This window comes from Burkholderia pyrrocinia (genome assembly GCF_018417535.1).
Taxonomy (GTDB): domain Bacteria; phylum Pseudomonadota; class Gammaproteobacteria; order Burkholderiales; family Burkholderiaceae; genus Burkholderia; species Burkholderia pyrrocinia_E.
Window position 1 is genome coordinate 2,531,063 of record NZ_CP070977.1, and the last position, 25,463, is coordinate 2,556,525.

Annotated in this window: 21 protein-coding genes; 2 read left to right on the plus strand and 19 right to left on the minus strand. The window is 66.4% G+C overall.

The window, feature by feature from the left end; translation table 11 throughout:
* Nucleotides 1–98 precede the first annotated feature (98 nt).
* Nucleotides 99–2,897 (minus strand): preprotein translocase subunit SecA, encoded by a 2,799-nt coding sequence (secA, locus tag JYG32_RS11770; RefSeq protein WP_174381799.1) that lies wholly within the window; start codon nt 2,895–2,897, stop codon nt 99–101.
* A gap of 256 nt (nt 2,898–3,153) precedes the next feature.
* Here secA and JYG32_RS11775 point away from each other — a divergent pair, with 256 nt between their 5' ends.
* Nucleotides 3,154–3,633, plus strand: coding sequence for a DUF721 domain-containing protein (locus tag JYG32_RS11775; RefSeq protein WP_213263642.1), 480 nt, complete (start codon nt 3,154–3,156; stop codon nt 3,631–3,633).
* 76 nt (nt 3,634–3,709) lie between these two features.
* Here the strand turns inward: JYG32_RS11775 and lpxC are convergent, their stop codons facing one another.
* The 18 genes from lpxC to coq7 all read right to left on the minus strand — a co-directional run bounded on the left by lpxC (nt 3,710) and on the right by coq7 (nt 23,871).
* Nucleotides 3,710–4,627 (minus strand): UDP-3-O-acyl-N-acetylglucosamine deacetylase, encoded by a 918-nt coding sequence (gene lpxC / locus JYG32_RS11780; protein ID WP_047899723.1) that lies wholly within the window; start codon nt 4,625–4,627, stop codon nt 3,710–3,712.
* A gap of 240 nt (nt 4,628–4,867) precedes the next feature.
* Complete coding sequence (locus JYG32_RS11785) at nt 4,868–5,374, minus strand: peroxiredoxin (RefSeq protein ID WP_031398947.1); 507 nt, start codon at nt 5,372–5,374, stop codon at nt 4,868–4,870.
* A gap of 188 nt (nt 5,375–5,562) precedes the next feature.
* Complete coding sequence (ftsZ, locus tag JYG32_RS11790; protein WP_006477012.1) at nt 5,563–6,759, minus strand: cell division protein FtsZ; 1,197 nt, start codon at nt 6,757–6,759, stop codon at nt 5,563–5,565.
* 111 nt (nt 6,760–6,870) lie between these two features.
* The gene (gene ftsA, locus JYG32_RS11795) at nt 6,871–8,103 is read right to left on the minus strand and encodes a cell division protein FtsA (RefSeq protein ID WP_034182640.1); all 1,233 of its coding nucleotides are present in this window, start codon (nt 8,101–8,103) and stop codon (nt 6,871–6,873) included.
* Nucleotides 8,104–8,129: 26 nt separating this feature from the next.
* Nucleotides 8,130–8,882, minus strand: coding sequence for a cell division protein FtsQ/DivIB (locus JYG32_RS11800; protein WP_174381797.1), 753 nt, complete (start codon nt 8,880–8,882; stop codon nt 8,130–8,132).
* 19 nt (nt 8,883–8,901) lie between these two features.
* A complete protein-coding gene (locus tag JYG32_RS11805) occupies nt 8,902–9,843 on the minus strand; it encodes a D-alanine--D-alanine ligase (RefSeq protein WP_174381796.1) in 942 nt (313 codons plus the stop codon).
* Nucleotide 9,844: 1 nt separating this feature from the next.
* On the minus strand, nt 9,845–11,242 hold the full coding sequence (gene murC, locus JYG32_RS11810; RefSeq protein WP_213263643.1) for a UDP-N-acetylmuramate--L-alanine ligase: 1,398 nt from the start codon (nt 11,240–11,242) through the stop codon (nt 9,845–9,847).
* Nucleotides 11,239–12,342: an undecaprenyldiphospho-muramoylpentapeptide beta-N-acetylglucosaminyltransferase gene (gene murG, locus JYG32_RS11815; RefSeq protein WP_213263644.1), complete on the minus strand. Its 1,104-nt coding sequence runs from the start codon at nt 12,340–12,342 to the stop codon at nt 11,239–11,241. Before murG ends, murC begins: the two co-directional genes overlap by 4 nt.
* Nucleotides 12,339–13,622, minus strand: a complete 1,284-nt coding sequence (gene ftsW, locus JYG32_RS11820) for a putative lipid II flippase FtsW (protein WP_174381793.1) — start codon at nt 13,620–13,622, stop codon at nt 12,339–12,341. Before ftsW ends, murG begins: the two co-directional genes overlap by 4 nt.
* The gene (gene murD / locus JYG32_RS11825; RefSeq protein WP_213263645.1) at nt 13,619–15,130 is read right to left on the minus strand and encodes a UDP-N-acetylmuramoyl-L-alanine--D-glutamate ligase; all 1,512 of its coding nucleotides are present in this window, start codon (nt 15,128–15,130) and stop codon (nt 13,619–13,621) included. The genes ftsW and murD overlap by 4 nt, the downstream gene beginning before the upstream one ends.
* Before the next feature lie 28 nt (nt 15,131–15,158).
* Nucleotides 15,159–16,328 carry a phospho-N-acetylmuramoyl-pentapeptide-transferase gene (gene mraY, locus JYG32_RS11830; protein WP_006477019.1) on the minus strand — a complete coding sequence of 390 codons (1,170 nt, stop codon included), beginning with the start codon at nt 16,326–16,328 and terminating at the stop codon, nt 15,159–15,161.
* A gap of 16 nt (nt 16,329–16,344) precedes the next feature.
* Entirely contained in the window at nt 16,345–17,751 is a 1,407-nt protein-coding gene (locus JYG32_RS11835; RefSeq protein ID WP_213263646.1) for a UDP-N-acetylmuramoyl-tripeptide--D-alanyl-D-alanine ligase, read from the minus strand.
* Nucleotides 17,748–19,286 (minus strand): UDP-N-acetylmuramoyl-L-alanyl-D-glutamate--2,6-diaminopimelate ligase, encoded by a 1,539-nt coding sequence (locus JYG32_RS11840; protein WP_213263647.1) that lies wholly within the window; start codon nt 19,284–19,286, stop codon nt 17,748–17,750. The genes JYG32_RS11835 and JYG32_RS11840 overlap by 4 nt, the downstream gene beginning before the upstream one ends.
* Nucleotides 19,283–21,130, minus strand: a complete 1,848-nt coding sequence (locus JYG32_RS11845; RefSeq protein ID WP_174381789.1) for a peptidoglycan D,D-transpeptidase FtsI family protein — start codon at nt 21,128–21,130, stop codon at nt 19,283–19,285. The genes JYG32_RS11840 and JYG32_RS11845 overlap by 4 nt, the downstream gene beginning before the upstream one ends.
* On the minus strand, nt 21,127–21,468 hold the full coding sequence (ftsL, locus tag JYG32_RS11850; protein ID WP_009694564.1) for a cell division protein FtsL: 342 nt from the start codon (nt 21,466–21,468) through the stop codon (nt 21,127–21,129). Before ftsL ends, JYG32_RS11845 begins: the two co-directional genes overlap by 4 nt.
* Nucleotides 21,465–22,406, minus strand: coding sequence for a 16S rRNA (cytosine(1402)-N(4))-methyltransferase RsmH (gene rsmH, locus JYG32_RS11855; protein WP_174381788.1), 942 nt, complete (start codon nt 22,404–22,406; stop codon nt 21,465–21,467). The genes ftsL and rsmH overlap by 4 nt, the downstream gene beginning before the upstream one ends.
* A 23-nt stretch (nt 22,407–22,429) precedes the next feature.
* Entirely contained in the window at nt 22,430–22,858 is a 429-nt protein-coding gene (gene mraZ / locus JYG32_RS11860; RefSeq protein ID WP_006487094.1) for a division/cell wall cluster transcriptional repressor MraZ, read from the minus strand.
* A gap of 386 nt (nt 22,859–23,244) precedes the next feature.
* Nucleotides 23,245–23,871: a 2-polyprenyl-3-methyl-6-methoxy-1,4-benzoquinone monooxygenase gene (gene coq7 / locus JYG32_RS11865; RefSeq protein ID WP_174381787.1), complete on the minus strand. Its 627-nt coding sequence runs from the start codon at nt 23,869–23,871 to the stop codon at nt 23,245–23,247.
* Between the two features lie 276 nt (nt 23,872–24,147).
* On the opposite strand from coq7, the gene JYG32_RS11870 reads away from it, so the two are divergent.
* Entirely contained in the window at nt 24,148–25,305 is a 1,158-nt protein-coding gene (locus JYG32_RS11870; protein ID WP_174381786.1) for a porin, read from the plus strand.
* The last annotated feature ends 158 nt before the right edge of the window (nt 25,306–25,463 follow it).

Consider the following 25,463-nt stretch of genomic DNA (forward strand, 5'->3'; position numbering starts at 1 on the left):
TTGGAAGAACCGGCGGCCGCACGCGCGGGCCGCCGCAACTCACATCACTCACTCGAAGCTGCGAACGAAGCGGCACGCGTGATGCGCGCCGCCGTCGATCATGACAGCTTCCCGTGACAGTGCTTGTACTTCTTGCCGCTGCCGCACGGGCACGGATCGTTACGGCCGACCTTCGGCATCTCGCCGCCGGGGCCGCTGTGGAGCATCGCGCTGTCGACCATGTCGGCCGTCGCCGCCGCGGCCGCGACAGCCGCCCCGCCGGCCACCGGCGCTGCGGCTTCGGCAAACTCGGCGTGCTGGTACTCGACGTTCTCGAGATGGCCGCTGCGCTCCTCGATCTGCTCGGCCGCTTCCTCGAGCTGCTCCGGCGACTGGATCTGCACGTTCATCACGACCCGCGTGACTTCCTGCTTGATCGCCTCGAGCATCGCGGCGAACAGCTCGAACGCTTCGCGCTTGTATTCCTGCTTCGGGTTCTTCTGCGCATAACCACGCAGGTGGATGCCCTGGCGCAGGTGGTCGAGCGCCGCGAGGTGTTCGCGCCACAGGCGGTCGACCGTCTGCAGCATCACCGAGCGCTCGAACGCGCTGAACGATTCGCGGCCGACCATCGCGACCTTTGCGTCGTACTGCTCGTCGGCGGCCGTCATCACGGCGTCGAGAATCTCCTCGGCCGTGATCGACGTCGACTCGTTCACCATTTCCTGGATCGCGAGGTCGAGCTGCCAGTCGTTGCGCAGCGCTTCCTCGAGCTCGGGCACGTCCCACTGCTCCTCGATGCTGCCTTCCGGCACGAACTGGCGGACGACTTCGGCAATCACGCCGTGGCGCATCGCGGTGATCGTCTCTGTGATGTCGTGTGCTTCGAGCAGTTCGTTGCGCTGCTGGTAGATGACCTTGCGCTGGTCGTTCGACACGTCGTCGTATTCGAGCAGCTGCTTGCGGATGTCGAAGTTGCGCGCTTCGACCTTGCGCTGCGCGGATTCGATCGAACGCGTGACGATGCCGGCCTCGATCGCCTCGCCTTCCGGCATCTTCAGGCGATCCATGATCGAGCGCACGCGGTCGCCCGCGAAGATGCGCAGCAGCGGATCGTCGAGCGACAGGTAGAAGCGCGACGAGCCCGGATCGCCCTGGCGACCCGCACGGCCGCGCAACTGGTTGTCGATCCGGCGCGATTCGTGGCGCTCGGTGCCGATGATGTGCAGGCCGCCCGCGGCCTTCACCTGCTCGTGCAGCGTCTCCCACTCGTCGTGCAGTTGCTGGATGCGGCGCGCCTTCTCGTCGGCCGGGATCGCTTCGTCGGCCTCGATGAACGCGGCCTGCTTCTCGGCGTTGCCGCCGAGCACGATGTCGGTGCCGCGGCCGGCCATGTTGGTCGCGATGGTGACGCGGTTCGGACGGCCGGCTTCCGCGACGATCGCGGCTTCACGCTCGTGCTGCTTCGCGTTCAGCACTTCGTGCGGCAGCCCGGCCTGCTTCAGCAGGTGCGACAGCAGCTCGGAGTTCTCGATCGACGTCGTGCCGACCAGCACCGGCTGGCCGCGCTCGTAGCAGTCGCGGATGTCGCGGATCACCGCGTCGTAGCGCTCCTTGGCCGTCTTGTAGATCTGGTCCTGCTTGTCGATCCGCTTCGGCGGACGGTTGGTCGGGATCACGACCGTCTCGAGGCCGTAGATCTCGTTGAATTCGTACGCTTCGGTGTCCGCGGTACCCGTCATGCCCGCCAGCTTCGCGTACATCCGGAAGTAGTTCTGGAACGTGATCGATGCGAGCGTCTGGTTCTCGCTCTGGATCTTCACGTGTTCCTTCGCCTCGACAGCCTGGTGCAGGCCGTCGGACCAGCGGCGGCCGGCCATCAGGCGGCCCGTGAATTCGTCGACGATGACCACTTCGCCGTTCTGCACGACGTAGTGCTGGTCCTTGTGGAACAGCGTGTGCGCGCGCAGCGCCGCGTACACGTGGTGCATCAGCGTGATGTTCTGCGGCGCGTACAGGCTCTCGCCGTCGCCGATCAGGCCCCATTCGGCGAGCAGTCGCTCGGCCTTCTCGTGGCCCGATTCCGTCAGGAACACCTGGCGTGACTTCTCGTCGAGCGTGTAGTCGCCCGGCTTCTCGACGCCCGTGCCGTCGGCCTTCTCCTCGCCGATCTGACGCTCGAGCAGCGGCGGCAGCGCGTTCATCCGCACGTACAGCTCGGTGTGATCCTCGGCCTGGCCCGAGATGATCAGCGGCGTGCGCGCTTCGTCGATCAGGATCGAGTCCACCTCGTCGACGACCGCGAAGTTCAGTGCCCGCTGCACGCGCGCGTCGGTCTCGTAGACCATGTTGTCGCGCAGGTAGTCGAAGCCGAACTCGTTGTTCGTACCGTACGTGATGTCCGCTGCGTAGGCCTGCTGCTTCTGGTCGTGCTCCATGCCGGACAGGTTGATGCCGACCGACAGACCGAGGAAGTTGTAGAGGCGCGCCATCCATTCGGCGTCACGCTGCGCGAGGTAGTCGTTGACGGTCACGACGTGCACGCCGCGGCCGGCCAGCGCATTCAGGTACACGGGCAGCGTCGCGACGAGCGTCTTGCCTTCGCCGGTGCGCATTTCCGCGATCTTGCCGTAGTGCAGCACCATGCCGCCGATCATCTGCACGTCGAAGTGGCGCATCTTCAGCACGCGGCGGCTCGCTTCGCGGCAGACCGCGAACGCTTCGGGCAGCAGCTTGTCGAGCGACTCGCCGGCCGCGACCCGCTGGCGGAATTCGTCCGTCTTGCCGCGCAACTGGTCGTCCGTCAGCTTCTCGATCTGCGTTTCGAGCGCATTGATCGTCGTGACGGTCTTTTGGTATTGCTTGACGAGCCGCTGGTTGCGGCTGCCAAAAATTTTCTGGAGAAAACCGGTTGTCATCGGATCGGATCCTGCGTCGCAGCACCGGCGCCCGGCGCGTATTGCGCGCCCCGACGCCCGAGCCTCGGCGGCTTAGCGAATTAGTGGACTCAAACGGTGAATTTTAGCACGCGGGAACGCGTGCGCCCGTGTCTCGGCCGGACGGCCATTGCGCGCCGACAGCCGGGCGGACGGGGCGAAAGCCGCCCGTGGGCAGGCTGGCGCGGGTACAATCGGCGTCAACGTCCGCGCGCGTGCGCGCCCGAAGAATGCCTCGATGAACCGATTTTCCAAGCGTTTCGGCCCGCTCGCCGCGTATCGCCCGCAACCCGTGTCCGAAGTGCTCTGCCGCACCGACGCGTTCACGGCGCTGCGCGCCGGCGTCGAGCAGATCGCGTCGCTGCAGCGCGATCTGTCCGCGCTCCTGCCCGACTATCTTGCGAATCATGTCGAACCGGGCTTCATCAAGGACGGCACCCTGACCCTCTTTGCCGCACACAATGCGCTGGCTGCGCGGCTGCGGCAGGTCGAGCCGCGGCTGCTCGGCGATCTCCAGAAGCGCGGCTGGCCCGTCGCGACGCTGCGCGTGCGCGTGCGCCCGAAGGACGCACCGGAGCCGCCGCATGTGAAGCAGGCGCGGATGACCTCGGTCGGCGCCGCCGCATTGCGCGACCTCGCCGATCATCTCGAACCGTCGCCGCTACAGGCCGCGCTCGCGCGGATGGCGGCCCGGCACGGCGCGAAATCGCCGCGCTGAGCGCGCCGCGGCGGCGTCCGGCCAACAAAAAAGCGGCCCGCAGGCCGCTTTTTTGTTGGCTGGTGCCGAACGCCGGTCAGGCGAAGGCCGTCTGCGCGTCGAACGCGAAGCCGCTCGGCGCGGCCTGCGGATCGTCGAACGTGACGATCTCGTAGGCGTCTTCGTGCGCGAGCAGCTCGCGCAGCAGCGCGTTGTTCAGCCCGTGCCCCGACTTGTACGCGGTGTACGACGCCAGCAGCGGATGGCCGACCACGTACAGGTCGCCGATCGCGTCGAGCATCTTGTGCTTCACGAACTCGTCGTCGTAGCGCAGCCCGTCGTTGTTCAGGATCCGGTACTCGTCGAGCACGATCGCGTTGTCCATGCTGCCGCCGCGCGCCAGGCCCAGCTCGCGCAGCATCTCGGCTTCGTGCGCGAAGCCGAACGTGCGCGCACGCGCGATCTCACGCACGTACGACGTATTCGCGAAATCAACCTCGAGCTCCTGGCCGGTCTTGTCGACGGCCGGGTGGCGGAAGTCGATCGAGAACTTCAGCTTGAAGCCGAAATACGGATCGAGACGCGCGAACTTGTCGCCGTCGCGGATTTCAACCGGCTTCGTCACCTTGATGAAGCGCTTCGGCGCGTTCTGCTCCTCGATGCCGGCGGACTGGATCAGGAACACGAAGGTCGCCGCGCTGCCGTCCATGATCGGGATTTCCTCGGCCGTCACGTCGACATAGAGGTTGTCGATGCCGAGGCCGGCGCACGCCGACATCAGGTGCTCGACCGTCGACACGCGCGCGCCATCCTTCTGCAGCACCGACGCGAGCCGCGTGTCGCCGATCGACATCGCCGATGCGGGAATGTCGACGGGCGTCGGCAGGTCAATGCGCGAGAAGACGATGCCCGTGCCCGGCGCGGCCGGACGGAGCGTCAGTTCGATCTTGCGGCCCGAGTGGAGACCGATACCCACGGTCTTCACGATCGATTTGATGGTGCGCTGCTTCAGCATGGTGTTCTTCGTCTTGATTGAAGATATCAATCAGGAGTTATATTCGATAGACGAGATTATAGCGTAATTCCCTATTCAACGCTGTTTGAAACTGCGTATCAATCTGTTTCGACAGTTTACCCGCGCCGATACGGGACGGGCCAATGCCCGGAACGGAGGCGTTTCCGGTCATCGGCCCGTGTTACAACTGCCCTGAGGCCGGTGAGCAGCGTTGCCGGCAGGCAACGGCGCACCGCACGATCAGGACGTCAACGTCGCGAGAACACTCGCCGCATCGCTCACTTCGAATTTGCCCGGCGCCTCGACGGCCAGCGTCTTGACCACACCGCCGTCAATCACCATCGCGTAGCGCAGGGAACGAATTCCCATGCCACGCGCGGACAAATCCTGCGTCAGCCCCAGCGCATGAGTGAAAGCCGCGCTGCCGTCCGCCATCATGCGCACCTTGCCCGCGGTGTGCAGATCACGTCCCCATGCGCCCATCACGAATGCGTCATTGACGGACACGCACCAGATCTCGTCGATACCCGCCGAGCGCAGTTGCTCAGCGTGTTCGACGTAGCCCGGCACATGCTGCGCCGAGCAGGTCGGCGTGAAAGCGCCCGGCAATCCGAAGATCACCACCCGCTTTCCCGCGACCTGGTCGCGCACGCTGAAGGCATTCGGCCCCAGCGTGCAGCCTTCGCGCGCGTCGTCGATGAACTCGAACAACTGCGCGTCGGGCAGCGCGTCGCCCACTTGAATCATGGCTGGTCCCTCATAGCGATACGGTTTTTCAGCGTGTTGCGGACAGCACGGCCCATCCCGCCCCGCCGAAGCGAAGAGGGCACGTTTCCCGGCCCGGCGTCGCATCCGACGCGGCCTGTCGTGGTCCGCAGCATCCGTCACGCCGGCGATACCGCGGCGATTCCGCCGCGGCTTCGCCTGTGTTTGCGTCAGTCAGCCTGCTTGCGCAGGAAAGCCGGGATGTCGTACGTGTCGACCCCCTTCTCCTGCAGCGCCTGCACGTGCGATGCCGCGGTTTCGCGCGAGTTGCGCCACACCGCCGGCGTATCGAGCGCGCCGTAGTCGGCCGTGCTGACGTGATGCGGCTGCGCATAGCCATGCGACACCGCGCTGACCGGCTGGTTGTCCGTACCCGTGCGCAGCAGCGTCATCGGAGCCGATTGCTGCTTCTTCGCCGCACGGCCCAGACCCGTCGCCACGACCGTCACGCGCAACGCGTCGCCCATCGCGTCGTCGTACACCGCACCGAAGATCACCGTGGCATCTTCCGCCGCGTAGCTCTTGATCGTGTTCATCACTTCGCGCGTTTCCGACAGGCGCAGCGAACGGCTCGACGTGATGTTGACCAGCACGCCGCGCGCACCCGACAGATCGACGCCTTCGAGCAGCGGGCTCGCCACGGCCTGTTCCGCCGCGAGGCGTGCGCGATCGACGCCGGCGACCGTCGCCGTGCCCATCATCGCCTTGCCCTGCTCGCCCATCACCGTCTTCACGTCTTCGAAGTCGACGTTCACGAGGCCATCGACGTTGATGATTTCAGCGATGCCTGCGACTGCGTTGTTCAACACGTCGTCCGCGCACTGGAAGCACTTGTCCATCTCGGCGTCGTCGCCCATCACGTCGAACAGCTTGTCGTTCAGCACGACGATCAGCGAGTCGACGTGATCCTCCAGTTGCTGCGAACCTGCTTCGGCGACGCGCATGCGCTTGCCGCCTTCGAACTCGAACGGCTTGCTGACGACACCGACCGTCAGGATGCCCATCTCCTTCGCGATCTGCGCGACCACCGGCGCCGCGCCCGTGCCCGTACCGCCGCCCATGCCGGCCGTGATGAACACCATGTGCGCGCCGCGCAGTGCGTCGGCGATGCGCTCACGCGCTTCTTCCGCTGCCGCACGGCCCATTTCCGGCTTCGCACCGGCGCCGAGGCCCGTGTTGCCAAGCTGGATCACCGACGATGCACGCGAACGCGACAGCGCCTGGGCGTCCGTGTTCATCACGATGAAGTCGACGCCCTGCACGCCGCGGTTGATCATGTGCTGGACGGCATTGCCGCCAGCGCCGCCAACGCCGACCACCTTGATGATGGTGCCGTTGGTCTCGGTTTCCAGCATTTCGAATTCCATGTTGCCTCCGTCAAGAGAAAGACTGCTAATCGGCCGTTATTCGGCAGGAGATCGGGCAACCCCCTGTCGCGCGCCAGCCGCCGGCACCAGCGCGAATTTCGATTCGGTTCGTCAAAAGTTGCTCAGGAACCATTCCTTCATCCGCGAGAACACCTGCCCCGCGTTGCCGGACTGCACGGCGACCTTGCGGCCGCGCATGCGCTGAGCACTGCCTTCGACGAGCAGCCCCATCGCCGTCGAGTAGCGCGGATTGCGCACGACGTCGGAGAGGCCGCCTGCATACTCCGGCGCGCCGATGCGCACCGGTTTCAGGAAAATGTCTTCGCCGAGCTCGACCATGCCCGGCATCATCGCGGCACCGCCGGTAATGACCACGCCGGAGCTCAGCAGTTCTTCATAACCCGACTCGCGCACGACCTGCTGCACGAGCGAGAACAGTTCCTCGACGCGCGGCTCGATCACGGCCGCGAGCGCCTGGCGCGACAGCGTGCGCGGGCCGCGTTCGCCGAGGCCCGGCACTTCGACCATCTCGTCCGGATCGGCGAGCGCCTGCTTCGCGATCCCGTAGCCGACCTTGATGTCTTCCGCATCCGGCGTCGGCGTGCGCAGCGCCATCGCGATGTCGCTCGTGATCTGGTCGCCGGCGATCGGAATCACCGCGGTGTGGCGGATCGCGCCTTCGGCGAAGATCGCGATGTCCGTCGTGCCGCCGCCGACGTCGACCAGCACCACGCCGAGATCCTTCTCGTCTTCCGTCAGCACGGCCAGCGACGACGCGAGCGGCTGCAGGATCAGGTCGTTCACTTCCAGCCCGCAGCGGCGCACGCACTTGACGATGTTCTGCGCGGCGCTCACCGCGCCCGTCACGATGTGCACCTTCACCTCGAGGCGGATGCCGCTCATCCCGATCGGCTCGCGCACGTCTTCCTGGCCGTCGATGATGAATTCCTGCGTGAGGATGTGCAGCACCTGCTGGTCGGTCGGGATGTTGATCGCCTTCGCGGTCTCGATCACCCGTGCGACGTCGGTCTGCGTGACTTCCTTGTCCTTGATCGCGACCATCCCGCTCGAGTTGAAGCTGCGGATGTGGCTGCCCGCGATCCCCGTGAACACGTTGGTGATCTTGCAGTCGGCCATCAGCTCGGCTTCCTCGAGCGCGCGCTGGATCGACTGCACGGTGGCCTCGATGTTGACCACCACACCTTTCTTCAGACCCTTCGACTCGCTCTGGCCGAGACCGATCACCTCGTAGTGACCCTCGCCCTTCAGCTCCGCGACGATGGCCACCACCTTCGACGTGCCGATGTCGAGGGAAACCAGCAGATCCTTGTAGTCTTTGCTCATAAAGTGCTCTTGCGTGTGATCTCTCGTTACTTCTTGCGCTTGTCGGTATCGGTCAGGAACCGCATGCCTGCCGCGCGAATCGCGAATCCGTTCGGATAGCGCAGGTCCGCGTACTCGATGTCGTTGCCCCAGCGCTCCGTGACGACCGGCCAGGCTGCGACGAGGCGCTGGCTCCGGTCATGCAGCGATTCGCTGTTGCGCTCCTTGCCCAGCTCGACCTGCATGCCGTTCGACAGCTTCACCGTCCACGCGTACCGCGCCGACAGCGTCACTTCTTCCGGCGCCGCCTTCAGCGGCGCAAACCATTTCCCGAAGTCGCGATACCGCGTGACGACTTCCTTCGCACTGCCCTCCGGGCCGTCGAACGCCGGCAACGCCTGATCCAGCTCGCCCTGGTTCGCGGTGAACAGCTCGCCGTCGACGCTCACGAGCTGGTCGCTGCCCCAGGTCCCGAGCGGTTTGTACTCCTCGAGCGTGACAGCCAGCGCATTCGGCCACACCCGGCGCACGCTCGCGTGCCGCACCCACGGCATCTGCTCGAACGCGGCACGCGCCGTATCGAGATCGACCGTGAAGAAATTGCCCTTCAGCCGGCCGACCACGCCCGCGCGCACCGTCGGCGAATTGATGTGCTCGGTGTCGCCGTCGATCCGGATTTCCCGCAGCGCGAACGTCGGGCGCTGGATCAGCCAGTAGCAGCCGGCCGCCGCCAACACGAGCAGCAGCAGCGCGTACAGCGCGCTGGCGGCAAGGTTGAGTTGGCGAACGTTGTTCCACATACGTCGTTCCGTTCCTGCGTCAGTCGTTGAGCGTGAGCGACAGCACCTTCACGACCAGCTCCGAATAGCTGATGCCGACCGCACGCGCGGCCTTCGGCGGCAGCGAGTGGTCGGTCATCCCGGGGGCCGTGTTCACTTCCAGGAAATACGCATTGCCGGCCGCGTCGAGCATGAAATCCGCGCGGCCCCAGTCGGTGCAGCCGAGCACGTCGAACGCGCGGCGCGCGATGCGCTTCAGTTCCGCTTCCTGCTCGGCCGGCAGGCCGCACGGAATCAGGTATTGCGTATCGTCGGCGACGTATTTCGCGTGATAGTCGTAGAACTCGCCCGCCGGCACGATCTTGATCAGCGGCAGGTCGAGATCGCCGGCGATGCATGCGGTGTATTCGCCGCCGCCTTCGATGCTCTTCTCGACGATCACGATCTTGTCGTGCGTCGCGGCTTCCGACAGTGCGGCCGGCAACGCGTCGGCCGTCTTCACCTTCAGCACCGCGACGCTCGAACCTTCGCTCGCCGGCTTCACGAACAGCGGCAGGCCGAGCTTCGCGACGATGTCGGTCGCGCGCGCCGCGAGGTCGTCGCCGCGCATCACCGTCTCGAACGGCGGCGTCGGCACGCCCGTCTGCTGCCACACGAGCTTCGTGCGGAACTTGTCGAGGCCGAGCGCCGACCCGAGCACGCCGCTGCCCGTGTAGCGGATCCCGTAGAAATCGAGCGCGCCCTGGATCTGGCCGTTCTCGCCGTAGCCGCCGTGCAGCGCGATGAACGCGCGCTCGAAGCCCTCGTCCTTGAGCGCCGCCAGCGGACGCTCGGCCGGGTCGAACGGATGGGCGTCAATGCCCGCATCGCGCAGGCCCTGCAGCACGAGCCGGCCCGAGGTGAGCGACACCTCGCGCTCGGCGGATTCGCCGCCGAACAACACCGCCACCTTGCCGAAACGTTTCGGATCGATCCCGCTCATGTCATGCCTTCTGTTGTGTGTGTTGCACGAGCTTCGCCGGCACACCACCGATCGAACCCGCGCCCATCGTGATCACCACGTCGCCGTTCTGCGCGACCTTCGCCAATGCGGCCGGCACGTCGTCGACCGTCGCGACGAACACCGGGTCAACCTTCCCGACCGCGCGCAGCGCACGCGACAGCGCGTCGCCACTGGCCGTCGCGATCGCCGCCTCGCCGGCCGCGTAGACTTCCGTCAGCACCAGCGCATCGACCGTCGACAGCACGTTGACGAAATCGTCGAAGCAGTCGCGCGTGCGCGTGTAGCGGTGCGGCTGGAACGCCAGCACGAGGCGGCGGCCCGGGAACGCGCCGCGTGCGGCCGCGATCGTCGCCGCCATCTCGACCGGGTGATGGCCGTAATCGTCGATCAGCGTGTACTGGCCGCCGTCCGCGGTCGGCACCTCGCCGTAACGCTGGAAGCGCCGGCCGACACCGTTGAATTCCACCAGCGCCTGCTGGATCGCGTCGTCCGCCACGCCGAGGTCGGTCGCGATCGCGATCGCCGCGAGCGCGTTCTGCACGTTGTGCAGGCCCGGCATGTTCAGCACGACCGCGAGCGGCGCGCGACCTTCGCGGATCACCGTGAAGTGCATCCGGCCGTCGCGCGCGTCGATGTCTTCCGCGCGCACCTGCGCGTCCGGCGACAGGCCGTAACGCACGACCGGCTTCGAGATGAACGGGATGATCTGCCGCACGTTCGGATCGTCGACGCACACGACCGCGCTGCCGTAGAACGGCAGGCGCTGCGTGAATTCGATGAACGCCTGCTTGAGCCGCGCGAAATCGTGGCCGTAGGTGTCCATGTGGTCGGCGTCGATGTTCGTGATGACTTCGATCACCGGATACAGGTTCAGGAACGATGCGTCCGACTCGTCGGCCTCGGCGACGATGAAATCGCCGGTGCCGAGCCGCGCGTTCGCGCCGGCGCTGATCAGCCGCCCGCCGATCACGAAGGTCGGATCGAGGCCGCCCGCCGCGAGCACGCTCGCGACGAGGCTCGTCGTCGTGGTCTTGCCGTGCGTGCCCGCGATCGCGATCCCTTGTTTCAGGCGCATCAGTTCCGCGAGCATCACCGCGCGCTGCACGATCGGCACGCCGTTGTGGCGCGCGGCCAGCACTTCCGGGTTGTCCGAGCGCACGGCCGTCGATACGACGACCGCGTTCGCGCCCGCGATGTTCGCCGCGTCGTGGCCGATCGCGATCCGTGCGCCGAGCGCCTGGAGACGATCGGTCACCGCGTTGCGCGACAGGTCCGAGCCGCTGACCTCGTAGCCGAGGTTGACGAGCACTTCGGCGATGCCGCTCATGCCCGCGCCGCCGATCCCGACGAAATGAATGTGTTTGACGATGTGTTTCATTGCAATGTTTCCAGGTTCGCGCCGGCCGCCTTCGCGCACACGCGCGCGACTTCGTCGGTGGCCTCGGGCTTCGCCAGCGAGCGCGAACGTTCCGCCATGCTCGCGAGCGATGCCCGCGACTGGCCGCGCAGCCAGTCGGCGAGCAGTTCCGCCGACAGGTCGCGTTGTTGCACCAGCACCGCCGCGCCCGCATCGGCGAGGAACGCGGCGTTGGTCGTCTGGTGATCGTCGACCGCGTACGGGAACGGCACGAACAGCGCCGCCACGCCCACCGCCGCGATCTCCGACACCGTCATCGCGCCCGACCGGCAGATCACGAGATCCGCCGCCGCATACGCGGCCGCCATGTCGTCGATGAACGGCACGAGCCGCACGTCTTCGCCGGCCGCGAAACCGGCCGCTTCGTAATTCGCCTTCAGCGCGTCGATATGCTTCGCGCCGGCCTGGTGCACGACGCGCGGGCGTTCGCCCGGCGCCAGCATCGCCAGCGCGCGCGGCACGACTTCGTTCAGCGCGGCCGCGCCGAGGCTGCCGCCGACGACCAGCACGTTCAGCGGGCCGCCGCGCGATGCATAGCGTGCTTTGGGCGCTTCCGTGCGCGCAAGTTCCGCGCGAATCGGGTTGCCCGTCCATTCCGCGTGCGGCAGTGCGCCCGGGAACGCGACGAGCACGCGTTTCGCGAATTTCGCGAGCACCTTGTTCGTCAGGCCTGCGATCGAATTCTGTTCGTGCAGCACGAGCGGACGCCCCGACAGCGCGGCCATCACGCCCGCCGGGAACGTGATGTAGCCGCCCATCCCGAGCACGACGTCCGGTCGCACGCGGCGCAGCGCGCCGAGGCTCTGCCAGCACGCGCGCAGCAGGTTGAACGGCAGCGTCAGCTTGGTCTTCAGGCCCTTGCCGCGCAGCCCGCCGAACCGCACGTATTCCATCGGAATGCCGTGCTTCGGCACGAGCGTCGCTTCCATCCCGGCCGGATTGCCGAGCCATACGACGCGCCAGCCCGCCGCTTCCATCCGGTGCGCGACCGCGAGCCCCGGGAACACGTGGCCCCCGGTGCCGCCTGCCATCACCATCAGCGTGCGTCGCGAGGAGGTCATATCTTCCCTCCGCGCATCAGCACCCGGTTCTCGTAGTCGACCCGCAGCAGCACCGCGAGCGCGACGCAATTCAGCAGAATGCCGGAACCGCCGTAGCTCACCAGCGGCAGCGTCAGGCCCTTGGTCGGCAGCAGCCCGAGGTTCACGCCCATGTTGATGAACGCCTGCGCGCCGAACCAGATACCGATGCCCTTCGCCGTCAGCCCCGCGAACGTGCGGTCGAGCGCAAGCGCCTGGCGACCGATCTCGAACGCGCGGCGCACGATCCAGTAGAACAGCAGGATCACGACCATCACGCCGACGAAACCGAGTTCCTCGCCGATCACCGCGAGGATGAAGTCGGTATGCGCTTCGGGCAGGTAGTTGAGCTTCTCGACGCTGCCGCCGAGGCCGACGCCGAACCACTCGCCGCGGCCGAACGCGATCAGCGAGTGCGTGAGCTGGTAGGCCTTGCCCTGCGCGTAGCGCTCGTCCCACGGATCGAGATACGCGAAGATCCGCTCGCGACGCCACGGCGACAGCCACACGAGCATCGTGAACGTGCCGACCGCCGTCGCGACGAGGCCGCCGAACAGCTTGCCGTTCACACCGCCGAGGAACAGCACGCCCATCGCGATCGCGGCGATCACCATGAACGCGCCCATGTCCGGCTCGAGCAGCAGCAGCGCGCCGACGAGGCCCACTGCGCAAGCCATCGGCAGGAAGCCCTTCGCGAAGCTCTGCATGTATTCCTGCTTGCGCACCGTGTAGTTCGCCGCGTAGATCGTCACCGCGAGCTTCATGACTTCCGACGGCTGCATGTTCGTGATGCCGAGCGGAATCCAGCGGCGTGCACCGTTCACGCCCTTGCCGACGTGCGGGATCAGCACGATCACGAGGCTGACGAGCGCGATCAGGAAGAGATGCGGCGCGTACTTGTCCCACGTCGACACCGGCACGCGGAACGCGATCACCGCCGCGATGAACGCGACGACGAGCGATACGCAGTGGCGCATCAGGAACGCGTAATCGTGATACGACGCGTATTTCGGCGAATCGGGCATCGCGATCGACGCCGAATACACCATCACGACGCCAAGCCCGAGCAGCGCGATTGCCACCCACAGCAGCGAGTAGTCGAAGTCGAGCATCCGCGAGCGGCTCGGGCGCACGCCGTTGACGACGCTCGCGAGGCCGCCCGTCGCGGCGCGCGTGGCCGACGCGACGCGGCCGCCCGCGGCGTTGCCGCCGGCATCGCGCCGGTCGTTGAAACGGGAGACGAGGCGATCGGACCAGCTCATGGCGTCGCTCCTTTGTCGATGGCGATTTCGTCGACCGCCGCGCGGAACACATCCGCGCGATGGGCGTAGTTCCTGAACATGTCGAGGCTCGCGCACGCAGGCGACAGCAGCACCGCATCTCCTGGCTCAGCCAGGTCGGCCGCCGCGTGCACCGCGCCTTCGAGCGTCGCATGATCGGCGAGCGGTACGCCCGTTTCGGCGAGCGTGTCGCGGATCGCCGGCGCATCGCGGCCGATCAGCATCACCGCGCGGCACCAGCGCGCGACCGGCGCGACCAGCGGCGCGAAATCCTGACCCTTGCCGTCGCCGCCCGCGATCAGCACGATCTTCTGCGCGAGCCCGTCGAGCGCGGCAACCGTCGCGCCGACGTTCGTGCCCTTGCTGTCGTCGACGTAGTCCACGTCGTCGATCGTCGCGATCACTTCGACGCGATGCGCTTCGCCGCGGTATTCGCGCAGCGCATGCAGCAGCGGCGCGGCCGGCAGGTCGATCGCACGCGCGAGCGCGAACGCGGCAAGCGCGTTCGCCGCGTTGTGCAGCCCGCGAATGCGCAGCGCATCGGCCGGCATCAAGCGCTTCTGCGCGATGTCGGGCGTATGCGCGGCGTCGCGCTTGCGCCGGCGGCTCGTCGTCGCTTCATCCGGCGCGTCGCGATCGACGGCTTCCACCAGCCATGCGATGCCGTTGTCGCGCGACAGCCCGTAGTCGCCGTCCTGCGTCGGCTCGTTCAGGCCGAACGTGACCGTGCGCGGCGCGTCGGCCACGCCCGCTGCCGGCGCGAACTTCATCACGGCCGCATCGTCGCGGTTCAGCACGCGCGTCGTCGTCGCGCCGAAGATCCGGCCCTTTGCCTGCGCGTACGCATCGAAGCTGCCGTGCCAGTCGAGGTGGTCCTGCGTGATGTTGAGGAGCGCGGCCGCATCCGGCGCGAACGTGCGCGCGGTCTCGAGCTGGAAGCTCGACAGTTCGAGCACCCACACGTCGGGCAGCGCCGTTTCGTCGATCGCGCCCGCGAGCCGGTCGAGCATCGCCGGGCTGATGTTGCCCGCGACGGCGACCTTCTTGCCCGCGCGCTGGCACAGCAGGCCCGTGAGGCTCGTCGTCGTGGTCTTGCCGTTGGTGCCCGTGATCGCGAGCACCTTCGGCAGGTAGCCGCTCGTGCCGAGCGCGCGCAGCGCCTGCGCGAAGAATTCCAGCTCGCCCCACACCGCGATCCCGCGCTCGTTCGCGGCCGCGACCAGCGCCGCGAGTGCCGGTTCGAGCGGCGACAGGCCGGGGCTCAGCCCGACGATCTCGACGCCGCCGTCGAGCAGCGTGGGCGTAAATGGCCCGCCGACGAATTCGGCATCGATGCCTTCGGCCTGCAGCGCGGCAAGGTTGGGCGGCGCCTCGCGGGTATCGGCAATCCGCAGCCGGCACCCGTGCCTCGCGCACCATCGCGCGATCGCGAGACCCGATTCCCCGAGCCCCAGTACGAGCACCATCGGCCGTTGCCGATCTCCAAACATCTCGCCAGACATCCTTGTTACCTTTCCTTTACCGCAGCTTGAGGGTGGTCAGACCGAACAGGCACAGCATCAACGTGATGATCCAGAAACGCACCACCACCTGCGTTTCCTTCCAGCCGGACAATTCGAAATGGTGATGCAGCGGCGCCATCTTCAGCAGGCGCCGCCCTTCGCCGTAGCGCTTCTTCGTGTACTTGAACCACGAAACCTGCAGCATCACCGACAGCGTTTCCGCGACGAAGATGCCGCCCATGATGAACAGCACGATTTCCTGGCGCACGATCACCGCGACCGTGCCGAGCGCGCCGCCGAGCGCCAGCGCGCCCACGTCGCCCATGAATACCTGCGCGGGGTGCGTGTTGTACCAGAGGAACGCGAGCCCTGCCCCGCCCATCGCGGAACAGAAGATCAGCAGTTCGCCCGCGCCCGGGATGTGCGGGAACAGCAGGTATTTTGAATAGACCGCGCTGCCCATCACGTACGCGAACACACCCAGCGACGCGCCGACCAGCACGACCGGCATGATCACGAGGCCGTCGAGGCCGTCGGTCAGGTTCACCGCGTTGCTCGCGCCGACGATCACGAAGTAGGTCAGCACGATGAAGCCCCATACGCCGAGCGGGTAGCTGATCGACTTCAGGAACGGCAGCATCAGGTCGGCGCGTGCCGGCAGCCCCATCGACAGGCCGCTGCGCACCCACGCCATGAACAGGTCGAACACGCGCACGTTGTTCGCCTCGGACACGCTGAAGGCGAGGTAGACGGCCGCGAACAGCCCGATCACCGACTGCCAGAAATACTTCTCGCGCGACGACATCCCGCGCGGGTCCTTGTGGACGACCTTGCGGTAATCGTCGACCCAGCCGATCACGCCGAAACCGAACGTGACGAGCATCACGATCCAGATGAAACGGTTCGTCAGGTCGCCCCACAGCAACGTCGCGACCGCGATGCCGATCAGGATCAGCACGCCGCCCATCGTCGGCGTGCCGGACTTGACGAGGTGCGTCTGCGGGCCGTCCTTGCGCACGGCCTGCCCGACCTTCATTTGCGTCAGCTTGCGGATCACCCACGGTCCGCACACGAGCCCGATCCCGAGCGCGGTGATGGTGGCCATCACCGCACGGAACGTGAGGTACGTGAACAAGCGCAAAAAGCTTGCGTCACCTTGCAGCCATTGCGCCAGCGCCAGCAGCATGCTTCCTTCCTTCTACTCAGTGTGCAACGGGCGTCGTGCCCGCTGCGGGTTGGTTCGTCAGCGCATCGACCACGCGCTCCATCTTCATGTACCGCGAGCCCTTCACGAGCACCGTCGCCTGCGCGCCGTAGCCCGCCGCGAGCAGCGCCGCCACGAGCGAGCCGACGTCGTCGAAATGGCGCGCCGTGTCGCCGTACGCCGTACAGGCATCGCGCGACGCGTCGCCGAGCGCGAACAGCGCGTCGATCCCGCGCTCGCGCGCGTATGCGCCGATCTCGCGATGGAACGCCGGCCCTTCGTCGCCGACTTCGCCCATGTCGCCGATCACCAGCACGCGCGGTGTCGGATGCGCGGCGAGCACGTCGATCGCGGCACGCATCGAATCGGGATTCGCGTTGTAGGTATCGTCGACGACCGTCGCGCCCGCGAGGCTGCCGGCAACCGCTTGCTTCACCTGCAACCGGCCCTTGACCGGCTCGAACGATTCGAGGCCTTGCTTGATTGCCGACAGCGCGACGCCGGCGCCCAGCGCCGCGGCCGTCGCGGCCAGCGCGTTGCGCGCGTTGTGCTCGCCGAGCGCACGCAGCCGCACCGTGACGGCGCCGGCCGGCGTGTCGATCGCGAGTTCGCCGCCGTGAAGACGGCCCGTGACCTGCGCGTCGTTCTGCCGTTCGGCATCGTGCAGCGCGAAATCGAGGATCCGGTTGCCGGTCGCCGCGACGCGCCAGATGCCCGCATACGCATCGTCGGCCGGGAACACCGCGACGCCGTCCGGCGGCAGCGCGTGAATCACGGCCGCGTGTTCGAGCGCGACGGCTTCGACCGTCGCCATGAATTCCTGGTGCTCGCGCTGCGCGTTGTTGACGAGCGCGACTGTCGGCGCCGTGAGACGCGCGAGGACTTCGGTCTCGCCCGGGTGGTTCATGCCGAGTTCGATCACCGCGAGGCGATGCGCGGCCGACAGGCGCAGCAGCGTCAGCGGCAGGCCAACGTCGTTGTTCAGGTTGCCCGCCGTCGCGAGCCGCGCGTCGGCGCCGACCGCCGCCGCGAAGATCGACGCGATCATTTCCTTGACGGTCGTCTTGCCGTTGCTGCCCGTCACCGCGACGAGCGGCACCGGGAATCGTTTGCGCCAGCCGTGCGCGAGCGCGCCGAGCGCGGCACGCGTTTCGCCGCCTTCGATCGCCGGCATCGCGAGGCCCGCCGGTGCGTGCGCGACAAGCGCCGCGGCAGCACCGCGCGCGGCGACATCGCCGAGGAAGTCGTGCGCATCGAAGCGCTCGCCTTTCAGCGCGACGAACAGGTCGCCCGGGCCGACCGTGCGGCTGTCCGTCGACACGCGGTCGAACGTGACGCTCGCGTCGCCGTGGACGGTTGCGCCGGGAATCAGGCGGGCGGCCTCGCCGAGACTGAGCATCGTCATTCGCCGCCTCCCTTGCCGTGCGTCGCGCGCGCCGCCAGCGCGAGCCGCGCGTGATCCTGGTCGGAGAACGTACGCTTCTTGCCCATGATTTCCTGCGTTGCTTCGTGGCCCTTGCCGGCCAGCACGACGACATCCTCGCGTGCGGCGCCGCGCACGGCCTGCAGGATCGCGCTCGCGCGATCCTCGATACGGCGTGCGTGATCGGGTGCGGTCATGCCCGCGACGATCTGGTCGATGATGCGCTGCGGATCTTCGCTGCGCGGGTTGTCGCTCGTGACGACGATTTCGTCGGCGAGCCGTTCCGCGATCGCGCCCATCAACGGCCGCTTCGTCGCATCGCGATCGCCGCCGCAGCCGAACATGCAGACGAGCCGGCCGCCACGCGCCGTGGCGATCGGGCGCAGCGCGTCGAGTGTCTTTTCGAGCGCGTCGGGCGTGTGTGCGTAGTCGATCACGACGAGCGGTTCGTCGTTCTGCAACCGGCCGCCGAGCCGCTGCATCCGGCCGTTGACGGACTCGAGCCGTTCGATCTCGGCGAGTGCCGCGTCGAACGGCACGTCGGCCGCGAGCAACGAGCCGAGCACGGCGAGCAGGTTGCTGACGTTGAACGTGCCGAGCGTGCCGACTTCGACATCCGCGTCGCCCCACGACGAACGCAGGCGGAATGCCGTGCCGGTCGCGGTGGCACGCACATCGAGCGCAACCAGTTCGCGATCGGCGTCGGGCGCCTGCGCGTCGCCGATCCCGTAAGCGATCGTGCGCACCCGGCCGGCCAGCATCTCGAGCAAGCGCCGGCCGGCCGCGTCGTCGCGGTTGACGACCGCCGCGCGCAGGCCGCGCCATGCAAACAGCTTCGCCTTCGCGGCCTCGTACGCGTCGAACGTGCCGTGATAGTCGAGGTGATCCTGCGTGAGATTCGTAAATACCGCGATGTCGAATGCCGTACCGTTCACGCGCCCCTGATGCAGCGCGTGCGACGACACTTCCATCGCCACCGCCTTCGCGCCCGCGTCGCGCAATTGCGCCAGGCTGCGCTGCAGTTGCGGCGCGTCGGGCGTCGTGAAGCCCGTCGGTACGAGCTGGCCGGGCATCCCGCTGCCGAGCGTACCGATCACCGCGCATGGCTGGTGCAGCGCCGTCAGCGCGGCGGCAATCCATTGCGTGCACGAGGTCTTGCCGTTCGTGCCGGTCACACCCACCGCAAGCAGGCTGTCGCTCGGGTCGCCGTACCAGCCGCTGGCAATCTCGCCGGCGAGCTGGTCGAGCGCCGGTACCGCCAGCGCGACGGGCACGGCCGGCGCAGCGGCCAGCCCTTCCGGCTGATACAGCACAGCGGCCGCACCGCGTGCGACGGCGTCGGCAATGAAGGCGCGGTTGTCTGCCCCGTCGACCGCATATGCGACAAACACGTCGCCAGCCTTGAGGCTGCGCGTGTCGGCATGCAGTTGCGCCGCGGGGGCCACATGCTGACGCAGCCACGCGAGCGCGGCTGCGATCTGCTGATGCGCCGGATGGGAACTACGGGCGGCGCTCATCGAACAACTCCTGGTGAATTACGCGTCGTGCTGGACACGATCATATGCTTCGCACCGCCACCCGCGGCCAGCTTTTGCGGCCCCGTTGCGGCAGGTGCCGCCGGCGAATCGTCAGACACGACGAGTTGCTTGATCGGCATGTTCGGCGGCACGTTCAGCGCACGCATCGTGTCGCCGGCGATCGCCGAGAATACGGGGCCGGACACCTGGCCGCCGAAGTGGCTGCCGGCGGTCGGCTCGTCGACCGACACCGCGACGACGATGCGCGGATTCGGCATCGGTGCCATCCCGACGAACGACGCGCGGTACTTGCGCGTGTAGCCGTGCCCTTCATGCTTGTACGCGGTACCGCTCTTGCCGCCGACGCGATAGCCCGGCACCGCCGCATCCGGCGACGTGCCGCCCGGCGCGACCACCGTCTCGAGCATCGCGCGCACTTCGCGCGCGGTGGTCGGGTTGAACACCTGCGTGCCCACCACCTGCTGGTTGGGGTCGGTCTTGAAAATGGTCACGGGCATCAGCTCGCCGTCGTGCGCGATCGCCGTGTACGCCCGTGCGAGCTGGAACAGCGACACCGACAGGCCATAGCCGTACGACATCGTCGCCTGCTCGATGCGGCGCCAGCTCTTCCACGGCCGCAGGCGGCCGGCCACCGCGCCCGGGAAGCCGACCTTCGGCGCCTGGCCGAGGCCGATGCTGGTATACATATTCCACATTTCCTCGGGCCGCATCGTCATCGCGATCTTCGTCGCGCCGATGTTGCTCGACTTCTGGATCACGCCGCCGACCGTCAGCGTGCCGAAACCCGCGTCGTCGGTGATCGGCGCGCCGTCGAGCACGAAATGCCCGTTGCCCGTTTCGACGAGCGTGTTCGGTGTCACGCGATGCAGGTCGAGCGCGAGCGACACGGTGAACGGCTTCATGATCGAACCCGGCTCGAACACGTCGGTCATGATCCGGTTGCGCAACTGCTCGCCTGTCATGCGCGAGCGGTCGTTCGGGTTGTAGGTCGGGTAATTGACGAGCGCGAGCACCTCGCCGGTGCGCACGTCGACGACCATCGCCGCACCGGCCTTCGCCTTGAACTTGTCGACGGCAGCCTTCAGGTTCGCGTACGCGATGTACTGGATCTTGCTGTCGATCGACAGGTCGACGTCGGTGCCGTTATGCGGCGGGATCTGCTCGGCAACGTCCTCGACGATGTGCCCCATCCGGTCCTTGATCACGCGACGCACGCCCGACGTGCCGGACAGCATCTTCTGGTCGCCGAGCTCGACGCCCTCCTGCCCTTCGTCCTCGACGTTCGTGAAGCCGATCAGGTGAGCGGTGATCTCGCCTTCCGGATAGAAGCGCTTGTATTCGTTGCGCTGGTAGATGCCCGGAATGTCGAGCGCGGCGACCTTGTCCGCGACGTCGATCGGCACCTGGCGCTTGACGTAGACGAACCCCTTGTCTTCCGACAGCTTCACGCGCAGTTCCTTCGGCGTCATGCCGAGGAGCTTGCCGAGCTGATTGACCTTGTCGGCGTCGAGATCGTCCGGCACTGCGTCGGGAATCGCCCAGATCGCGCGCACGGGCAGGCTCGTCGCGAGCACGAGCCCGTTACGGTCGAGGATCTTGCCGCGCGTCGCGGGCAACTCGAGCGTGCGCTGGTAGCGGCTTTCACCCTGCTTCTGGTAGAACGCGTTGCCGGGCCCCTGGATCCAGAACGCCCGCGCGGCCAGCGCGACGAACGCCATGAACAGCATGAACACGACGAGCTTCGAGCGCCACATCGGCAGATGCACGCCCAGCACGGGGCTCGACGTGAATTTCACGTTCTGGCGCTTTTGCGACGGCTTCATCGCGCGCCCCCCTTGCCCTTGCCGGCCGTGTCGGCCGAAGCAGGGATCGGCGCGTCGATCGCCTTCGCGGCGCCCGGCGGCAGCGTCAGATATTGCGTGCGGCCGGTCGTGATCGGCTGCATCTTCAGCGAATCGTTCGCGAGCTGCTCGATGCGCGACGTCTTCGACAGCGCGCTCTGCTGATATTGAAGCTGCGCGTAGTCCTGCTGAAGCTGACGCTCCTGCGACTGCGCGCGCTGCAACTGGATGAAGATCTGGCGCTGCTGGTTCGTCGAGTTGACGACCGACAGCGCGCAGCCCATCACGATGATCAGCAGGAAGATATTGAAGCGGCTCATGGCGTGACGCGCTCCGCAATGCGCATCACGGCGGACCGGGCACGCGGATTCGCGGCGACTTCCGCTTCACTCGGAAACTGACGGCTGATGATCTTGAGCGGCGGGCTCGGGAGATCGACGGCACGGATCGGCAGGCGACGATCGACCGCAGGCGCACTGGCGTGCGCCTGCATGAATCGCTTGACGATCCGGTCCTCGAGTGAATGAAAGCTGATCACCACCAGCCGCCCCCCTTGTTCCAGCAACGACAGTGCCGCGTCTAGTACGACTTGCAGGTCCGCAAGCTCTTGATTGACGTGAATCCGTATAGCCTGAAAGGTGCGGGTTGCCGGATCCTTGCCCTTCTCACGGGTTTTGACGACGTGACCCACGATTTGGGCAAGCTCGCCCGTGGTGTCGAGAGGCCCAAGACGGTCGGACTCTGCCCGGCGAGCAACAAGCGCCTTTGCAATCTGAAAAGCAAACCGTTCTTCCCCATAATCTCGTATCACCTCCGTCAATTCCTGCACCGAAGCCCGCGCGAGCCATTCGGCCGCCGACTCGCCACGCGTCGGATCCATTCGCATGTCCAGCGGACCATCGGCGCGGAAGCTGAAGCCGCGCGCCGGATCGTCCACCTGCGGCGAGGACACGCCCAGGTCCAGCAACACACCCGACACCTTCTCGACGCCGCGCGCCGCAAGCGCATCGCGCATCGATGCAAAGCTGTCATGCACGATCGAGAAGCGCGCATCCTCGATGCCCTGCGCCGTCTCGATCGCCCTCGGATCCTTGTCGAACGCGATCAGCCGCCCGGTCGACGCCAGCCGCGCGAGCACCGCGCGACTGTGACCGCCACGCCCGAACGTGCCGTCGACATAAACGCCGTCCGGCCGCGTCACGAGCGACTCGACCGCTTCATCCAACAGCACCGTCCGATGCCGCAATTCATTTCCCATCGCGGGCGTCTCCGTCACCGCAATCAGAACGTGAAATTCTTCAGCGCGTCGGGCATGCCCTGCGCCATCGCTGCCTGCTCCTTCGCGTTGTAGGTCTGCGAATCCCACAGCTCGAAGTGACTACCCATTCCCAACAACATGACTTCCTTTTCCAGTCCGGCTGCCATGCGCAGCTCGGGCGATACAAGAATCCGGCCCGCGCTGTCGAGATCGACGTCCATCGCATTGCCGAGAAAAATTCGCCGCCACCAGTGCGCGTCCATCGGCAGCGCGGCGATCTTGGCGCGAAACACTTCCCATTCGGGGCGTGGAAACAGCAACAGGCAGCCGTCCGGGTGCTTGGTCACAGTCACCCGTCCTTCTGCCTGTCCTTGCAGCGCTTCGCGATAGCGAGCCGGCACCGACATCCGCCCTTTCGCATCGAGCGTCAGCGCCGACGCCCCTTGGAACACTTTCCGCTCTCCCGTTCAGGGCACCGAAGTACCCGACCAATGCTGAGAATTTAGCCGGAATAGCCCGCTAAATCACACAAAAATACACTTTCTCACACTGTCTCCCACTTTAGAGGAAGGGTGTGGCACGGTCAAGGGAGCGGCCCGCTTTTTTGACGAATTTTGTTAGTTAGAACAAGGACTTACGCGCACATGCTCATGCGGCCCCGCATTCCAAAAACCGTTATAAATGAATGAGCTAGTGCAACTTGTGAAGGTGATACGTGAGAAAGATGGGCCAGATGGGCGTGCGGACGGGGCTTTCGGGGGCGGGAAAACGAGGAATAAACGGGCGGTATCGGGGGCGGTGAACCGGGGCGGCGTTACGCGTCGCCCCGGCGCAAATCTCAGAGATAGTACGCAGTGCTCGTCATGACTTTCGACGCGGCGCGCATCAGCATCCGCGCGGGCAGCGGCAGCTCGATCCCGCCGGCGTCGGTCGCCGCCTTGCCGTGCTTCACTTCGTCGATACGCATCTGGTCGACGATCGCGCGCGACGCGGCGTCGGTCGCCGGCAGCTCGGACATATGACCTTCCAGGTGATTTTCGACCTGCCGTTCCGTCTCGGCCATGAAACCGAGGCTGACCTTATCGCCAAGCGTGCCGGCCGCCACGCCGATCGCGAGCGCACCGGCATACCACAGCGGGTTCAGCAGGCTCGGACGCGAATCGAGCTCTTTCAGGCGGTGCGCTGTCCACGCGAGGTGATCCTCCTCCTCGCGCGCGGCCTCCTCGAACATCGCCTTCGCCGACGCCGTGCGCGCGGTGAGTTTCTGCGCCTGGTAGAGCGCCTGCGCGCAGACTTCGCCGACGTGGTTCACGCGCATCAGCCCGGCGGCATGCGTACGCTCCGCGGGCGTCAGCTCGACATTCGGCGCGTCGGCCGGCGCGGGCACCGGCCGACTCATCCGGCTAATGCCGGTCAGCGATCGCAGGCCGCGATCGAATTCGCTGATCAGTTCATCCAACACCATCCTGTTCTCCTGGCTGCATGTGCATCCGCACACGGCGAACGCACGTGTCCGCTGCGTAACCGACTTGATTCTTCAGCGGAAATTGCGGTTAACCCGTGATTTTAACCATTGTTGCATAAAGGAAACATGGCGGCCTTGAGCTGCGGCATTTCGCTTTGTGGCAAAAAACGGTTTTGCTACATTACGTGCGACTTCTTGCGAAGTTGATGGGGCCCGTCAACAGAACATAACTATCCGCCCCGCCAAAAAAATTCAGTGATTTTTGGAGATCCGTTAATGAAAAAGTCGCTTCTCGCGCTCGTCGCGCTGGGCGCGTTCGCTGGCGCTGCCCATGCGCAAAGCAGCGTGACGCTTTACGGCATCATCGATGAAGGCCTGCTGTTCAACAACAACGCGGGCGGCAAGCACCTGTACAGCATGGCCAGCGGCGTGATGCAAGGCAGCCGCTTCGGCCTGCGCGGCACCGAAGACCTCGGTGGCGGCCTGAAGGCGATCTTCACCCTCGAAAACGGTTTCGACGTGAACAGCGGCAAGCTCGGCCAGGGCAGCCTGATGTTCGGCCGTCAGGCTTACGTCGGCCTGTCGAGCCAGTACGGTACGGTCACGCTGGGTCGCCAGTACGACTCCGTCGTCGACTTCGTCGGCCCGCTCGAGGCAGGCGACCAGTGGGGCGGCTACATCGCTGCTCACCCGGGCGACCTCGACAACTTCAACAACGCCTACCGCGTGAACAACGCGGTCAAGTTCACGAGCCAGACGTTCGGCGGCTTCTCGTTCGGCGGCTTGTACAGCTTCGGCGGTCAGGCAGGCCAGTTCTCGAAGAACCAGGTCTGGTCGCTCGGCGCAGGCTACAACAACGGCCCGCTGGTCCTGGGCGTCGGCTACTTGAACGCACGCACGCCGGGCAACTTCGGCGGCATGTTCAACAACGGCTCGACGGCCGCGACGACGGCAGTATCGTCGCCGGTCTACGGCGCGTACGCGAACAACGCGAACACGTACCAGGTCATCGGCGCGGGCGGCGCATACACGTTCGGCGCAGCGACGATCGGCGCGACGTACTCGAACACGAAGTTCAAGGGCTTCTCGGTCGGCCCGTTCGTGAACCAGACCGCGACGTTCAACAACGGCGAAATCAACTTCAAGTATCAGTTGACGCCGGCGCTGATTCTCGGCGCAGCGTACGACTACACGCAAGGCAGCAAGATCGACGGCAACTCGGCGGCCAAGTACCACCAGGGCTCGCTTGGCGTCGACTACTTCCTGTCGAAGCGTACCGACGTCTACGTGATCGGCGTGTACCAGCACGCATCGGGCAACGCGCTCGACGCGAACGGCAACGTCGTTCAGGCAAAGGCAGCGATCAACGGTCTCGCAGGGTCGAGCACCAGCAACCAGGTCGCGGCACGCGTCGGCATCCGTCACAAGTTCTAACCAGCTTGCCTGACAAGCCGCAGCATATTGAAGGCGCCTTCGGGCGCCTTTTTCTTTTCCAGTGCAGCGGCAAGACCGGAGCGCGACGGATCGGCCGGTCATGCAGCAAGTGTCGCCAGGGCTCCGTGCTCGTCCGCTGCGTCGAAACTCACGGTCAG

Coding starts and splice junctions, on each gene's coding strand:
- JYG32_RS11775 (WP_213263642.1), top strand. CDS start 3,154: ATGAACCGATTTTCCAAGCGTTTCGGCCCGCTCGCCGCGTATCGCCCG.
- JYG32_RS11845 (WP_174381789.1), bottom strand. CDS start 21,130: ATGAAGCCGTCGCAAAAGCGCCAGAACGTGAAATTCACGTCGAGCCCC.
- ftsW (WP_174381793.1), bottom strand. CDS start 13,622: ATGAGCTGGTCCGATCGCCTCGTCTCCCGTTTCAACGACCGGCGCGAT.
- murC (WP_213263643.1), bottom strand. CDS start 11,242: ATGAAACACATCGTCAAACACATTCATTTCGTCGGGATCGGCGGCGCG.
- JYG32_RS11870 (WP_174381786.1), top strand. CDS start 24,148: ATGAAAAAGTCGCTTCTCGCGCTCGTCGCGCTGGGCGCGTTCGCTGGC.
- rsmH (WP_174381788.1), bottom strand. CDS start 22,406: ATGGGAAATGAATTGCGGCATCGGACGGTGCTGTTGGATGAAGCGGTC.
- secA (WP_174381799.1), bottom strand. CDS start 2,897: ATGACAACCGGTTTTCTCCAGAAAATTTTTGGCAGCCGCAACCAGCGG.
- mraY (WP_006477019.1), bottom strand. CDS start 16,328: ATGCTGCTGGCGCTGGCGCAATGGCTGCAAGGTGACGCAAGCTTTTTG.
- ftsA (WP_034182640.1), bottom strand. CDS start 8,103: ATGAGCAAAGACTACAAGGATCTGCTGGTTTCCCTCGACATCGGCACG.
- murG (WP_213263644.1), bottom strand. CDS start 12,342: ATGACCTCCTCGCGACGCACGCTGATGGTGATGGCAGGCGGCACCGGG.
- lpxC (WP_047899723.1), bottom strand. CDS start 4,627: ATGCTGAAGCAGCGCACCATCAAATCGATCGTGAAGACCGTGGGTATC.
- JYG32_RS11805 (WP_174381796.1), bottom strand. CDS start 9,843: ATGAGCGGGATCGATCCGAAACGTTTCGGCAAGGTGGCGGTGTTGTTC.
- JYG32_RS11800 (WP_174381797.1), bottom strand. CDS start 8,882: ATGTGGAACAACGTTCGCCAACTCAACCTTGCCGCCAGCGCGCTGTAC.
- coq7 (WP_174381787.1), bottom strand. CDS start 23,871: ATGGTGTTGGATGAACTGATCAGCGAATTCGATCGCGGCCTGCGATCG.
- JYG32_RS11835 (WP_213263646.1), bottom strand. CDS start 17,751: ATGACGATGCTCAGTCTCGGCGAGGCCGCCCGCCTGATTCCCGGCGCA.
- murD (WP_213263645.1), bottom strand. CDS start 15,130: ATGTTTGGAGATCGGCAACGGCCGATGGTGCTCGTACTGGGGCTCGGG.
- JYG32_RS11785 (WP_031398947.1), bottom strand. CDS start 5,374: ATGATTCAAGTGGGCGACGCGCTGCCCGACGCGCAGTTGTTCGAGTTC.
- JYG32_RS11840 (WP_213263647.1), bottom strand. CDS start 19,286: ATGAGCGCCGCCCGTAGTTCCCATCCGGCGCATCAGCAGATCGCAGCC.
- ftsL (WP_009694564.1), bottom strand. CDS start 21,468: ATGAGCCGCTTCAATATCTTCCTGCTGATCATCGTGATGGGCTGCGCG.
- ftsZ (WP_006477012.1), bottom strand. CDS start 6,759: ATGGAATTCGAAATGCTGGAAACCGAGACCAACGGCACCATCATCAAG.